15 protein-coding genes and 1 tRNA gene are annotated in these 13,569 nt (G+C 41.3%); 2 read left to right on the plus strand and 14 right to left on the minus strand.

All coding sequences use genetic code 11. The features are described 5' to 3' along the window. Nucleotides 1-323 precede the first annotated feature (323 nt). Nucleotides 324-2,210, plus strand: a complete 1,887-nt coding sequence (locus tag D5281_RS15265) for a sensor histidine kinase (RefSeq protein WP_160560979.1) — start codon at nt 324-326, stop codon at nt 2,208-2,210. Further along, on the plus strand, nt 2,170-3,735 hold the full coding sequence (locus D5281_RS15270) for a response regulator transcription factor (RefSeq protein WP_160560980.1): 1,566 nt from the start codon (nt 2,170-2,172) through the stop codon (nt 3,733-3,735). Before D5281_RS15265 ends, D5281_RS15270 begins: the two co-directional genes overlap by 41 nt. Nucleotides 3,736-3,813: 78 nt before the next feature. Here the strand turns inward: D5281_RS15270 and D5281_RS25790 are convergent, their stop codons facing one another. The 14 genes from D5281_RS25790 to rpmJ form a co-directional block, all read right to left on the minus strand. Further along, on the minus strand, nt 3,814-3,963 hold the full coding sequence (locus D5281_RS25790; protein ID WP_277935394.1) for a hypothetical protein: 150 nt from the start codon (nt 3,961-3,963) through the stop codon (nt 3,814-3,816). A 469-nt stretch (nt 3,964-4,432) separates the two neighbouring features. Further along, the gene (locus tag D5281_RS15275) at nt 4,433-4,780 is read right to left on the minus strand and encodes a DUF1700 domain-containing protein (RefSeq protein ID WP_160560981.1); all 348 of its coding nucleotides are present in this window, start codon (nt 4,778-4,780) and stop codon (nt 4,433-4,435) included. Nucleotides 4,781-4,805: 25 nt separating this feature from the next. Beyond that, nucleotides 4,806-5,216: a hypothetical protein gene (locus D5281_RS15280; protein ID WP_160560982.1), complete on the minus strand. Its 411-nt coding sequence runs from the start codon at nt 5,214-5,216 to the stop codon at nt 4,806-4,808. Between the two features lie 39 nt (nt 5,217-5,255). Beyond that, complete coding sequence (gene cls, locus D5281_RS15285) at nt 5,256-6,803, minus strand: cardiolipin synthase (RefSeq protein WP_160560983.1); 1,548 nt, start codon at nt 6,801-6,803, stop codon at nt 5,256-5,258. A 78-nt stretch (nt 6,804-6,881) separates the two neighbouring features. After that, nucleotides 6,882-7,715, minus strand: coding sequence for a pyridoxamine kinase (locus tag D5281_RS15290; RefSeq protein WP_160560984.1), 834 nt, complete (start codon nt 7,713-7,715; stop codon nt 6,882-6,884). A 27-nt stretch (nt 7,716-7,742) separates the two neighbouring features. Next, nucleotides 7,743-8,273 carry a large-conductance mechanosensitive channel protein MscL gene (gene mscL, locus D5281_RS15295; protein ID WP_330585062.1) on the minus strand — a complete coding sequence of 177 codons (531 nt, stop codon included), beginning with the start codon at nt 8,271-8,273 and terminating at the stop codon, nt 7,743-7,745. 127 nt (nt 8,274-8,400) lie between these two features. Further along, a tRNA-Arg gene (locus tag D5281_RS15300) sits at nt 8,401-8,474 on the minus strand. Nucleotides 8,475-8,623: 149 nt separating this feature from the next. Continuing rightward, on the minus strand, nt 8,624-9,547 hold the full coding sequence (locus tag D5281_RS15305; protein WP_160560985.1) for an AraC family transcriptional regulator: 924 nt from the start codon (nt 9,545-9,547) through the stop codon (nt 8,624-8,626). 202 nt (nt 9,548-9,749) lie between these two features. Further along, the gene (locus tag D5281_RS15310; RefSeq protein ID WP_160560986.1) at nt 9,750-10,286 is read right to left on the minus strand and encodes a bL17 family ribosomal protein; all 537 of its coding nucleotides are present in this window, start codon (nt 10,284-10,286) and stop codon (nt 9,750-9,752) included. Between the two features lie 190 nt (nt 10,287-10,476). Further along, nucleotides 10,477-11,436, minus strand: coding sequence for a DNA-directed RNA polymerase subunit alpha (locus D5281_RS15315; RefSeq protein ID WP_330585063.1), 960 nt, complete (start codon nt 11,434-11,436; stop codon nt 10,477-10,479). Nucleotides 11,437-11,553: 117 nt separating this feature from the next. After that, a complete protein-coding gene (gene rpsD / locus D5281_RS15320; protein WP_160560987.1) occupies nt 11,554-12,147 on the minus strand; it encodes a 30S ribosomal protein S4 in 594 nt (197 codons plus the stop codon). 222 nt (nt 12,148-12,369) lie between these two features. After that, the gene (gene rpsK / locus D5281_RS15325) at nt 12,370-12,768 is read right to left on the minus strand and encodes a 30S ribosomal protein S11 (RefSeq protein ID WP_160560988.1); all 399 of its coding nucleotides are present in this window, start codon (nt 12,766-12,768) and stop codon (nt 12,370-12,372) included. 50 nt (nt 12,769-12,818) lie between these two features. After that, on the minus strand, nt 12,819-13,187 hold the full coding sequence (gene rpsM / locus D5281_RS15330) for a 30S ribosomal protein S13 (RefSeq protein ID WP_160560989.1): 369 nt from the start codon (nt 13,185-13,187) through the stop codon (nt 12,819-12,821). Between the two features lie 231 nt (nt 13,188-13,418). Beyond that, the gene (rpmJ, locus tag D5281_RS15335) at nt 13,419-13,532 is read right to left on the minus strand and encodes a 50S ribosomal protein L36 (RefSeq protein WP_031271335.1); all 114 of its coding nucleotides are present in this window, start codon (nt 13,530-13,532) and stop codon (nt 13,419-13,421) included. Between the last annotated feature and the right edge of the window lie 37 nt (nt 13,533-13,569).

The raw sequence follows: 13,569 nt of genomic DNA on the forward strand, positions 1-13,569 counted from the left end.
CACCTATTAAGATGGTTTGATTGCTATGCCCTTTATTTCTTGGCTGTCCTCTACTTATTTGTTTCAAACTTCTTCTCCTTTTCCTTTCTCCCTAACATCACTTCTTGTTCTATGGCTAGAGTATAACAAAATCAATCATTCAATAAAATGCCCTGGTTTCCTGTTTCTTACCATTTTTTCCGGTGTTTCGATTTTCACTTTTATATGATATAATTTATGACAAAGTTAATGAATAATTAAAACTGGAATTACGAATTTGGTACAATTTGCACAATTTATGCTTGCCCTCAAATTGGCAGGCTGCTAAAAGCACGGAGGTTCTTATGAAGAAATATACACTTCCTTCACTCTCCCATCTATTTCACCCTTATAAACGAGAAAGACTCTTTTACCATGTCAGCCGCAGGCTGTTGATTCTCATGGTATTAGAGGTCTTTATGCTGATCATCGCCTATCTTTTGATTCTATTTTTCTATGCACAGAACTGCAGACTACAGCAAAACACTGCCATTTATAACCTGAACCATGTGCTCCTGCTCCATACCAATTCTATTTTAGAAAAACTGGACACCGCTTCTAGTTTTCCACTGGCACATATGGCGGACAGATATAATGATCCCCTGCTTAAATACCTTATCCGGGACGATCATGCACATATGACACAGTCTGATCTTTACAGAGTTTTTTATTATCGCACCGGTGAAGTTTTTATCCAGTTCCCGGAGGTGGAATCCTTAGTGCTGCTGGATAAAACCGGAGATCTGATTGACACCAAGGCCGTATACAATATCACTCTGCCAAAGGAAAATCATAGTTCTGATACTTGGTATTCCAAATGCCAGGAGAGGGGAGGGAAAATTTATATTCTCACCCAGGAGGAGACTCTCTTGCTTGGTCTGCGAAGCACCTCCCAGAACCTGCATGCTGCCAGGATGCTTTACGACCACCTTACCTTAGAGCCCTTCTGCATCACCCTCACCGGAATACGCGCTACGGATATCCCCATTACCTTTAAGACGGACAAAATGTTTCGTGAACAGCTTTATGCTATCTATGATTCCTCCGGCCGCAAATTTATGGGGGATCTGGACGTCCCCCTTACACAGAATATTCTATCTGAATCCCGTCAGGACGATTATTCCTTTACGCGCATAGAAGACGGAACCAAATATGTTTATCATATCTCCTACACCATGGAGTCTGGCGGCTCCTACAGCGTTATACGCACCCCTACAATGCTTTTGGCTTTCGAACAATTTCACACCATTTCCGGTATACTGCTTGGTGGCCTGATTTTAATTTTACTTAATATCTATATATTTATGGGTATCATCAACAGTATCAACCGGCCACTTGCCAAGCTTGTCAATATGTGTGAAGAAATCGGCCGCGGTAATTTCAGCGTCCGCATTCCCTGCTCTCAGACAGATGAGTTAGCCTACCTGACCTATTCCCTCAATCATATGTCCGAGCGTGTGCAGCAGTTAATTGATGAGGTTTACGTGCGTACCCTGGCCGAGCGTGATTTGGAATTGCAGATGCTCCGCTCCCAGATTAACCCGCATTTCCTCTATAATACCCTCGAAAATATGCGTATGTCCGCCTATACCCGGGGATATATAGAGCTCAGCGAAATGTGTCTGCTCCTTTCCAAGGTCCTGCGCTACGGTGTGACCAATCAGTCCTCCCTTGTGAGCATACGGGAAGAAATGGAACATCTACAATATTATACCTCCCTGCTGCATTACTGCTTCCCTAAACTGCAAGTTGATATTTTTATAGACAAAGCCCTTTACGAATATTGCATTATAAAAGTAATCTTTCAGCCTTTGGTAGAAAATGCCGCCAATCATGCAACAAAAGAGCTGCAAAATGCTATTCACATTCAGGTATGGGGTTACGAGGAAAAAAATGATTTGGTTTTTATTGTCTCGGACAATGGACACGGTATGGAAAAACAATATCTGGAAGATTTAAGAGCATCTCTTGACGATGAGAACAATACACGCTATGGAATAGGGCTTAAAAATATACATCGCCGTATCAGATTATATTACGGCAAAAACTATGGACTTGCAATCAACAGCGCCCCCGGCAAGGGAACATCCGTCACCGTACGCATACCAAAGACACCCGCCCCATTTCCATCTCATACAAAGGAGGATTTCAATGGAACAATCGACTCCCTTCAAACTTCTGCTGGTGGATGATGATATTCAGATTCTGCTGGGATTGGAAAAGATTATATCCAATCATTTTTCCAAAGATGAAATACTCATCTTTTCCTGTAAGAACGGACTTATGGCAACTCAGCTCCTTGCCAGCGAGCCAATACATGCTGTCATTACGGACATTAAAATGCCTTTATATTCGGGAATTGACCTTCTGAAATTTATTAACGAGCGGGATCTTCCCTGTTCTTCTATCGTTTTAAGCGGTTATGATGATTTTAATCTGGTGAAAAACGCCATGCGTTTAGGCGCATCGGACTACCTGCTAAAGCCGGTTGATGAAGGCTTGCTGATTAACACCCTCCACGAACTGAAAAAGGCCTCAAGTCAGCTTCCTTCCTTTTCCAAACAGACTTATTCACTTACATCTATTCTAAAGATGCAGCAGATTGTGGAAAATCTTGTCAGTGCTTCAAGCATCCAGTCACCTGATGCTGTCCATTTTGAACAGGAACATAACATTTCCGGCAAAACCTCCTGCCTTATGTGTTATGTGGACATCAAACGGGCTCTGTACAGCAATTATCTGACCATGTTTCAATTTCTGACAGACCGTGTGGAATATTTTTTAAGCAATTCTCCTGAAATAGCGCTCCTGAAACCTACTATCGTATATGGCAGGCTTGATACCTACTGGATTTTTCTTCTGTTTTCAGAAGAAGCATCCCTAAAACCCCAGGAAATTTTAAAACCCTTTCTGGAACTTTTACGCAAAGACCATTTCAAATACAGCTTCACCTCCGACTGGTACTCTTATGACCATATCCACCAGGCGGATGACCACTGTCGAAAAGGGTTTGAAAAATATTATTTCGATTTACCCTATGCTGCATCGGAAACTTCCGCCAGCCCAGAAACCCTTTCTGCGTGCCTTGATACGGCGGCAGACGCCGCTTCCTCCTATGATTATGCAGCTACAATCAAGGATTTGGAGCACTGCTTTGCCATGCTTAGCTTCCTGCGGCCTTCCATTTCAGAAGTCAAAAAACAGATGAACCATTTTGTCTATTCCATCCTAAACAGAAACTCTGCCTTCATACCGGCAATCAGCACCAGCAAGTTTACAGATTATGACATCTTTGAGCATATTGAAAATTCCGAAAGCCTTTCTGTTTTGCAGAAGCACCTATATTCTTCCATCAACTACCTGATTGGAGAATTGGTACAAAGTATGGAAAATAAGGACGATTATGTAATTCAAAAAGCGAAAGAATATATTCATAACAACTATCAGGACAATTTGACCTTAAATGATGTGGCCTCCCATGTATTTTTAAGTGAAAATTATTTTTCCACCCTTTTCAGTCAAAAGACCGGTACCACCTTTCGCAACTACCTGCGCAGCTTTCGTATTGAAAAGGCAAAAGAACTGCTTACCACCACAAATTTACGTATTTATGAAGTGGCCCAGCGGACAGGCTATAACGAACACTCCCACTTTGTAAGGGCATTTAAAGCCCTTACAGGACAAAGCCCGGGAGATTACCGTCAGAGTAAAAATTAGTAAACCAATTTATATGCAAAGAGCCGGCCCAACGGCCGGCTCTCCCAAGAACATTTTCTTAAATTTTTCCAAATCCAGTTAGAACTCGTTGTTCTTTTTGTTGTTGTCCTTGCAGTTAGAAGAACTGTTCTTCTGGCTGTTCTGGCTATTCTGGTTGGATTTGTTCTCCTGATTCTGGTTGTTCTGATTCTGATTGTTCTGGTTGTTCTGATAATCATTCTTAGACATAATTTGTTTCCTCCTGATTCTTTAGGTTACATGAGTATTATTTTCTTTTTTCAAATCTTTTATACTTCCAAATAATGGTACTTTAGTACTATTTTTAATGTAAAACGAGCAAGCTGTCAAAAAACCTATAAAGAATCCTTTTCGTTGTCTGTTTTGCACAATTTTATTATCGCTTCAGCCAGGACTTTGGCTCTATTTAACATTGCATAACTCAAAAATATACGCTATAATGTATTCGTAAGCAGAAAAACCCTTCAATTTCTGTTTACAACCCTTATATTAATTATTTATACTCCCCTGTAAAGCCTGTCTTATGACGGGCTTTACGTTTTATTAACATTTTTATAACCATGCTCCTTTCTTAACATGCGAATTTGTGCGCTCAAGCACAAATTTGCAGTTGAAAGAATACAATTCTTTCAACCTTTACCCCTGCATACCGCAAGCGCAGCTTGCGATACTGCACTTCTTAATTTAGCCTGTCAAACCATACCTTTGCTCTCCTTAGGGTTTCCGTACCTATTTGTCCACACCTTCTTCCCAGAATTTTCCCATATCTTAAAATCTGTAAGCCATACCCTGCTGCCTTTTCCTTGGGAGTAGATTTTTGTTCCGCCCGGTCAAAAGCATCTCCAATACTCTTTCCAAGCAGTCTTGGACTTCCGAGACTGTTTATGACTTCCTCCTCCTTAAGTCCTTTACGCATTTCAATTTCTATATATTCCTGATAATAAGATATATGAGGCGCCGCCGCCCTGCTTCCCATCCTGCCGTTTAAGGCCCTTTGAAGCTCCGTTAAAAATTCCTGTTTTGTCACGCTGACCTCCATGTTACCGCCATACTTAAAGTTTATCCGTCCCTTGTCCTTCCTCCAGTCTTTTCCTGTACTCCTCGGGGTTTTTGAGCAAGTTCATCATTGTGCCAAAGGCGAGCATTGCCATCTTTTCCTTATTGCAGGTTCTTGAATTTTTTCCTGTATCCTTAATTAAGTTGTACCGGTTCATCTGCCAGACATACAAATCACAAAGAGAATACCCACATACCTTCATCTCATCCAGAAATGTATGATGCTCTATATAATATGTAAGCTCCTTATAAATCTGCCTGTTCGATAAAATATCCATCCACATTCCGTCTGCCCATTCCCGCGACAGCTCCGCATAATCACATATCTCGTAAAAAGCCTGGCATACCTTTATTTTCGTAGCATCATATAAAATTCCCTGCACAAAACCACTTCCTTTCCTCCCCATCGCCTATCCTCGCGGGCCCTAATCCAAGCTGTCCGCACTTTAAAGCAAAGGTGCAAGCAGCCTGGAAGTTCTTCCTATTACTTTTTGATACAAAGGCAGCTTGCGATAATATTCTAATGTGACTTCCTGACATTTACATAAGGTAGCCTGAAAATCTTCCTCCACCTTTGCAACCACAGAGCTGTCATAGAAATAAGCCCCACACTCAAAATGGTGATAAAAGCTTCTGTAATCCAAGTTAATCGTACCCACCGTGGCACAAATATCATCCGAAACAAAAACTTTGGCATGCACAAAACCAGGGGTATATTCATACACCTTTATCCCTGCTTCCAAAAGCTCCGGATAAAAAGTCCTTGCAATATAATAAACCATCTTTTTATCAGGAATATGGGGCAAAATCATAGCTACCTCCACTCCCCTGCAGGCTGCATAGCGCATACAATCCAAAAATTCTCTGTCTATGATAAAATATGGCGTCATGATATGCACATATTGTGATGCACTGTTAAAAATAGACGAGTAAACCGTTTTTCCCACCTCGTTGCTTCTGGTCGGCGTCTCTCCATAAGGAATCACAAAGCCATCTGGGACAAGCGGTTTCTCAAAGGTGATATTTTTCAGATATTTCTCGTATTCTCCATCTGCTTTCTCCGAAACATTCCACATCTGGAGAAACATTACCGTAAAGCTGCGCACCGCATCTCCCGTTATTTTTACGGAAACATCCTTCCAATGGCCAAACCGCACCACCTTGTTAATATATTCGTCAGCCAGATTTACGCCGCCTGTAAAAGCCACCTTCCCGTCAATCACCACAATTTTCCTGTGGTCCCTGTTATTTTGTGAGGTTGACAAAAAGGGGACAATAGGCGCAAACATCTTAGCCTTAATTCCATATTGCTTAAGCATCCGCGGATACCAGTAAGGAAGCAGCATAATAGAGCACATGCCATCATACATAACACGCACCTCCACGCCCTCCTTTGCTTTTTCCTTCAAAATATCAAGCACGGAATTCCACATAATTCCTGGCTCAATAATAAAGTACTCCAAAAAAATATATTTCTCCGCTTTTTTAAGCTCCACAAGCAAATCGGCAAACTTATCCTCACCCAGCGGATAATAAACTGCCGTAGAATTATGGTATGGGGGAAATCCTCCTGTATTCCCCATATAATATGCAAAGCCTTTAAGGTCCACCGAGCTGCCCTCAATGGCCACCTCTGTCTTTTTATCCACAAACAGCAGACCATCTGTCTCTTTCATACGCCTGCCCAGCTTCGTCTTAAGGCCAATGGCGCTAAAATTTCCCATGATAAAAATATAAATCAAAGCGCCCAGCACCGGGAACAAGCAAATCGGTATAATCCAGCTCAGCTTAAACTCAGCAGGCTCGTCCCTGTTAATAATGAAAATAATTAAAAAGGCGCCTAACACATTCATACTCTCCCAAATAAAAGGAAAATAATTCTTAAGCTCCAAAAAACTGCCAAGGAGAACTACTACCTGTAAGACTACCATCAATATGATAATCAATGTACGGCCAAATATGATTCTAAACAAGCATTTCATAAACTGCTTCATAATTGATACCCCCTGCATACCGCAGGCTATGCCTGCGATACTGCTACCGGTAAAGAATTTGAAAGTTTACTTCTAAACTTATACTTTTAAAAGATGCAAGACCTCCTCAAAGCATACTCCATTTTTACGGTCAATATTCATTTCCATTGACTTTATCATACATTTTTTTACGAACAGCGATGCCTTACGCACAGATTGGGCAAAAATCACTCCGTTTACCGCATCCGCCGCTATAATAGATGCAAATAAATCTCCTGTCCCACATCGCTCCGTACCCTCACGGCAGGTTCTAAGCACCATAGGCTTCTCACCCTCCTGGTTCATATAATTCGCAATAAATTTCCCCTGAGGGATTCCTGTAATCACTACCCTTTCAGGTCCCATGGCACGCAGCTTTTCGGTCAAATCAAAGAGTTCCGCCAGCTTCCATCCCTTTTCCCGATAGGGTGTATCCGTCAGCTTACAGGCTTCTGTCAGATTGGGCGTTATTATATCTGCAAGTGATACCAGCTTTCGCATTTCATGACACATTTCTTCTGTATAGGTGCCGGCAATTTTTCCATGGTCCCCCATCACAGGGTCAACCACCACAATTGTACCCTCCTCACGAAACTGTTTGATAAACGCCTCCACAATGCCAATCTGTTCCTTCGAGCCCAGGAAACCTGACATAATACCATCAAATTTCAGTCCCAGTTTCTTCCACATGGCAACATATTCCGGAAGCTTGCCTGTATAGTCATCAAAAAAATATTCCTCATACCCTGTATGATTGGATAAAATAGAGGTGGGTACCGGACAACATTGAATTTTCATATGCGAAATAACCGGCATGGATACCGTGAGCGCACACCTTCCATAACCGGTCAAATCATTGATCGCTGCAATTTTCTTTTGCGAACCCTGTATCATCTCTTTCTACCTTCAAAAATTATCACTTCAATCCACATAAATCAATCCATCTTCCGCCAAAACCGATGTACAGTGGGGACACTTAACCGCATCAATTGCCACTTCCTCCTTACAGAAAGGGCATGCCTTCTTTTTCGGCGGCTCCTCCTTAGGCGCTTCCGGCTTCTTTCTGGAAAGCTTATTCATTGCCTTAATTATAGTAAAGATAACAAATGCTATTAATAGGAAATTAATAACAGCCGCAATGAATGCGCCATAATTTAAGGTAGCGGCGCCATCTCCCTCACCTAAAACAAAACACAGAGCCGCGAAATCCAATCCTCCTGTGAGAATCGACAAAAGCGGCATCATAACATCATTTACCAGTGAATTTACAATTGCAGTAAAGGCACTGCCAATGATAATACCTACTGCCATATCTATTACATTGCCTCTTGAAATAAATTTTTTAAACTCCTTCAAGAACTCTTTCATATTAATATGCCGCTCCTCTTTTGTTTTAAGCAGATTCTGCCTCGCCTTAAGCTCACTCATATTCATCAACCACCATTCTATCACGCTTTCCCTGCTGCTTCAAGAAAGTTTTTCTAATTGATTTTGATAGGAAGGTAATTGCGTGCGTAATCCCATATATGAAAAAAGCCGAAATCCTTCCTTTTCAAAGAATTTCGACTTCCATACCTCGCGTGCGTTAGAGGATTCGAACCCCCGACCTTTTGGTCCGTAGCCAAACGCTCTATCCAGCTGAGCTAAACGCACAACTATCATCTTCCGACAACAATAATTATAATAGTATAATCTATACATTTTGTCAATACTTTTAACAAGATTATTTCCACTGCTGCGGCAGTTTCAGCTGCTTTTAAAGGTGAAACAGCTTTCAGCTGCCATAGCAGCAACTTTAAAATCTATTTTCTTTTTATAGGAATCCAGATGGCACTCTCATAATTTTCACTCGTGGTATCACCTTCTGGGTACCACTCAATGATAATATCTGCGGCTATTTCATAATCAGAATTCCCAGGAAGCCATTCTTTAAAAATACGGGTATTCACTGTCTGTATGGCCTCTGGCATTGATCCGACACATTTAAATTTTGCCCATTCATATGCGGGAATTTCAAGTACTTTCATCCCTTCTGGTATCGTATCACCATATTCCTTCTTCATGAATGTATTGTCTTTTATGGTACCGGCAATCATGTAACGAAACTTTCCCGGACAATCCCTTGCCTCTTCATCAATGCAAATCCCAAACTCGCCAATTGCACAATCAGCTATAAGCCGTTCCACTTCTTTCTGGGGCTTTTTCTCTGAATGCATCGGCGGCGTACATTTTTCGCAGAATTCATTCCAAAAAATAGGGATTTCCTGATATCCTCTTCCAAAGGAAAATAAGCGTTCAAATCCGATTACCCGCATAGATTCCATCCTTTCAATCGCATAATCCATTTTGTTACCTCCTTTCATTGATATTTCAATCGTGATGGGCAAAAAGACTCTTATCATAAACGGCTGTGCTCTTAATTGCATGGGTGATAAGCCATGGAATCTGGAAAATGCCTTGGTGAAGCTTTCCGGTGTATCATATCCATATTTGTATGACAGCTCGATGATTTTCTCATCCCCCTTAATCACGTCCAAACCTGCCATATAAAGCCTCCGATTTCTCAGATACTCTCCGATGGTGTATTCTGTCACAATTTTAAAGCCTCTTTGAAAATAAAAAGGTGATATATGCACTGCACCTGCCACTTCATCAGCGCTAATGTGTTCAAGCAAATGTGTTTCCATATAATCAATTGCAATCTTTAAGCTCGATAGCCATTCCATAATAAAATATCTCCTTTCATCTCCATTGCCCTGTCTTCCTTCCTATCTTATATAAGTTTCCATAAATAATCCTGCTTTTTTCTGCTTAATACTGTCCTTCAAATAATGTAATTGCTATTCGGATATATGGAACAGGAAAGTGCTGCCAAAAAAAGAACAGCCACAACTAAGTGACTGTTACTTTTCTCATTTTTATTCGAATTTATACTAACTCAAGAACAACTTCCATAGCGCCATCACCCTTGCGCTGACCAATCTTGATGATTCTTGTATAGCCGCCGTTACGGTTTGCATACTTAGGGCCATACTCATCAAACATCTTTCCAACCAAATCTACCTGTTTTGTACCTCTTTTCCTACCGGCATTGGTGGTAGGAACCTCAACTACAGGATACAAAACTCTGAGAATTTGGCGTCTTGCATGCATTCTGGAAGGAAGATCCTTCTTAATCTGCTTGTCAACTGTCTCAAATTTCGTAATTTTCTTACCATCTACTACTTCTTTTACTCTCTTTCCATCTTTGTCCTTTACAGGCACTTTAGCGGAAACGGTAACTGTCTCGTAATTATCCTTTTCCTTTGCAGCAAGTGCAATCAATCCATCGGCAATTTTCTGAACTTCCTTTGCTCTGGCAAGCGTAGTCACGATTCTTCCCTTATACATAAGGCTTGTTACCTGGCTTCTGAGTAATGCTTTTCTTTGATCTGATGTTCTTCCTAATTTTCTGTATTTTGCCATTTTTAGGCTCCTTTCTCAACGGGTCTATACCCTTCATGGTACATTCAGCCACGCTCTTTGGACTTACTTACCGAATGCAGTTTACTCCATTTATGAGAACACGCTGCAAACTCTTTGGATTTACTGCACCGCGCTTCATATAAGCTTTCAAATTGTAACGGCTATCAAGAAGCTAGACCATTACTTTGAATTACACCTCATCAACCGGATTAAGCTGTAATCCTAATTCTTTCAATTTCGCTAAAACTTCTTCAAGAGATTTCCGGCCCAAATTACGAACCTTCATCATATCCTCTGAAGTCTTGTTTGTTAATTCTTCAACTGTATTAATACCAGCTCTCTTTAAGCAGTTATAGGAACGCACTGACAGCTCTAATTCATCAATGCTCATCTCCAACACCTTTTCTTTTTCATCTTCTTCTTTTTCTACCATAACCTCTGCGGTCTTGGCATTTTCAGAAAGATCAATGAAAAGACTTAAATGCTCGCTAAGTACCTTTGCAGCTAAGCTGACTGCCTCGTCAGGTACTAATGTCCCGTTTGTATAAACATCAAGTGTCAGCTTATCATAATCTGTAATTTGGCCCACACGCGTATTTTCAACAGTTACATTCACTCTCTCAACAGGTGTGTAGATAGAATCCACTGCGATCACGCCAATTGGCAGGTCTTCGCTTTTATTCTTCTCAGCGCTTACATATCCTCGTCCATTACTGATGGTCAGTTCCATGTAAAGCTTGGTATTCTTTCCGTTTAAGGTCGCAATTGTAAGCTCAGGATTGAGAATCTCTATATCCTGATCACATTGGATATCAGATGCCTTAACTACACCTTCACTTTCGTACTCAATGTATGCAGTTTTCGGCTCGTTTGTATCGCTGTTGTTTCTGATGGCAAGACCCTTGATATTCATAATGATCTCAGTTACATCTTCCTTAACGCCTTCGATAGAACTGAACTCATGAAGTACGCCTTCAATCTTAACCTGGCTCACAGCAGCGCCAGGAAGTGAAGAGAGCATAATTCTTCGTAATGAATTACCAAGTGTGATTCCGTAACCTCTTTCCAGGGGTTCTACGACAAATCTGCCATACTTTTTATCCTCAGAGATTTCTGCTACCTCAATATTTGGTCTTTCAAAATCAAACACTGCAAATACCCTCCTTTACGAGCAATTAAAAAACCATCCACTAAGTTCCAGGTACCGTAAAACACAGACATCCTTAAGCAGCATATTGCTGCCGCATTAAGGATATCTTTTTGTTTTTTACTTGGAATACAACTCAACGATTAACATTTCATTTACAGGAACATCAATCATTTCTCTGGTAGGAAGGTTTTTAATTGTCCCTTTCAACGCCTCCTGATCCACATCCATCCATTCAGGAACAAGTCTTCCGCCCGTTACCTCAAGGATATCTTTGTATCTTTGCAGAGCTTTCGCTTTTTCGCTGATTTCAATTACGTCCCCTGCTTTTATCAAGTAAGAAGGAATATTCACTTTCTTTCCATTTACCAGAACATGCTTGTGGCCTACAATCTGCCGAGCTTCTCTCCTGGTTCTTGCAAAGCCCATTCTGAAGACAACGCTGTCAAGTCTTGTTTCCAGCATAATCATAAGGTTTTCACCGGTCATGCCTTTCATTCTGTCAGCTCTGTCATAATAGTTCCTAAAGGGCTTCTCTAACACGCCGTAAATGAATTTTGCTTTCTGCTTTTCTCTAAGCTGAAGACCATATTCACTTACCTTCTTACCTGCCCTTGCATTTGTCCTGTTAGACTTTTTATCATATCCAAGAAACACAGGATCAAGGCCAAGTGACCTGCATCTTTTTAAAACCGGAACTCTGTTTACCGCCATTCTTTTTACCTCCATAATGACACGATAGAAGAACATCTTCTTCGTGATATTGTTTACAGCGCTGTGCGCCTTCTTCCAACCTTTGTTACGATTAACCTAGCTGTTATTACGATTCATTTCTCATGTTGCCCACCCCGGCAAATTGGGGCGCAAGTATAAATTGTTGTGTGAAGCTTTCATCGTTCTTAGTGACATTTTGACATCTTAGAACGCATCTTCACACTAGACGCGGCGACGCTTAGGAGGACGACATCCATTGTGAGGAACCGGTGTTACGTCCCTGATGCTGGTTACCTCCAGTCCGCATGCGGAAAGAGCACGGATTGCTGCTTCACGGCCTGAACCGGGACCCTTTACCATAACGTCAACTGTCTTTAAACCATGTATCAAAGCAGCCTTAGCCGCTGTCTCTGCCGCCATCTGTGCGGCATAGGGAGTAGATTTCCTTGAACCTCTAAAACCAAGACCACCAGCACTTGCCCAGCTTAAGGCATTTCCTTCATTGTCTGTCAATGTAACAATTGTATTGTTAAAAGAAGACTGGATATGTGCCTGTCCATGTTCAACGTTTTTCTTGACACGTTTTTTTGTCACTTTTTTGGTAACTTTTTTTGCTGCCATTTAAACTAACCTACTTTCTTAATAAACTATTTGTGAGTAACGATAACACTTTACTTCTTCTTGTTAGCAACGGTACGCTTCGGTCCCTTTCTGGTCCTTGCGTTTGTCTTCGTATTCTGTCCACGTACAGGAAGTCCTTTCCTGTGGCGGATACCTCTGTAACAGCCGATTTCCTGAAGTCTCTTGATGTTCATAGCAACTTCCCTGCGGAGATCGCCTTCCACCATGTAACCAGCTTCAATTACTTCACTGATTCTCTTAACTTCTTCATCTGTCAGCTCTCTAACACGGGTATCCGGATTAACCTTTGCCTGGGCAAGAATCTTGTTAGAGCTTGCTCTTCCGATTCCGTAAACATAAGTCAAGCCGATTTCTACACGTTTTTCTCTGGGTAAGTCAACACCTGCAATACGAGCCATTTACGTTTCCTCCATTTTCCTACTAATTGATTGGGGCTCTCTAAGCCCAACCGGATTTTCCGATCTTACGCGACATTCACAGTGAATGATTCACGTGCGAAATTTCACGAACCAAGAAGTAATCTTTAAGGCTCCTTCGTACAATTATATCAATCAGTGTTCCACCAGTCAGCGAACACTGCAGCCGCTTCATGATAATTGGACAAGAACCCTCCTGCTTTTGGCAGCAGATTATCCTTGTCTCTGTTTGTGCTTTGGATTCTCACAGATAACTCTGATACGTCCTTTTCTCTTAATGATCTTGCACTTTTCGCAAATCGGTTTTACTGATGATCTAACCTTCATGTTAAACCCTCCTTTCAAAAAAGACCGTTTTACATTA

The sequence above is a fragment of the Parablautia muri genome, from assembly GCF_009917485.1.
Classification (GTDB): domain Bacteria; phylum Bacillota; class Clostridia; order Lachnospirales; family Lachnospiraceae; genus Suilimivivens; species Suilimivivens muri.

What these genes read in the sequence shown, in the direction of transcription:
- D5281_RS15290 (WP_160560984.1), bottom strand. Translation starts at nt 7,715, where the DNA reads ATGATACAGGGTTCGCAAAAGAAAATTGCAGCGATCAATGATTTGACC.
- D5281_RS15265 (WP_160560979.1), top strand. Translation starts at nt 324, where the DNA reads ATGAAGAAATATACACTTCCTTCACTCTCCCATCTATTTCACCCTTAT.
- D5281_RS25790 (WP_277935394.1), bottom strand. Translation starts at nt 3,963, where the DNA reads ATGTCTAAGAATGATTATCAGAACAACCAGAACAATCAGAATCAGAAC.
- cls (WP_160560983.1), bottom strand. Translation starts at nt 6,803, where the DNA reads ATGAAGCAGTTTATGAAATGCTTGTTTAGAATCATATTTGGCCGTACA.
- D5281_RS15310 (WP_160560986.1), bottom strand. Translation starts at nt 10,286, where the DNA reads ATGGCAAAATACAGAAAATTAGGAAGAACATCAGATCAAAGAAAAGCA.
- rpmJ (WP_031271335.1), bottom strand. Translation starts at nt 13,532, where the DNA reads ATGAAGGTTAGATCATCAGTAAAACCGATTTGCGAAAAGTGCAAGATC.
- rpsK (WP_160560988.1), bottom strand. Translation starts at nt 12,768, where the DNA reads ATGGCAGCAAAAAAAGTTACCAAAAAAGTGACAAAAAAACGTGTCAAG.
- D5281_RS15270 (WP_160560980.1), top strand. Translation starts at nt 2,170, where the DNA reads ATGGAACAATCGACTCCCTTCAAACTTCTGCTGGTGGATGATGATATT.
- rpsD (WP_160560987.1), bottom strand. Translation starts at nt 12,147, where the DNA reads ATGGCGGTAAACAGAGTTCCGGTTTTAAAAAGATGCAGGTCACTTGGC.
- rpsM (WP_160560989.1), bottom strand. Translation starts at nt 13,187, where the DNA reads ATGGCTCGTATTGCAGGTGTTGACTTACCCAGAGAAAAACGTGTAGAA.
- D5281_RS15305 (WP_160560985.1), bottom strand. Translation starts at nt 9,547, where the DNA reads ATGGAATGGCTATCGAGCTTAAAGATTGCAATTGATTATATGGAAACA.
- D5281_RS15280 (WP_160560982.1), bottom strand. Translation starts at nt 5,216, where the DNA reads ATGGGGAGGAAAGGAAGTGGTTTTGTGCAGGGAATTTTATATGATGCT.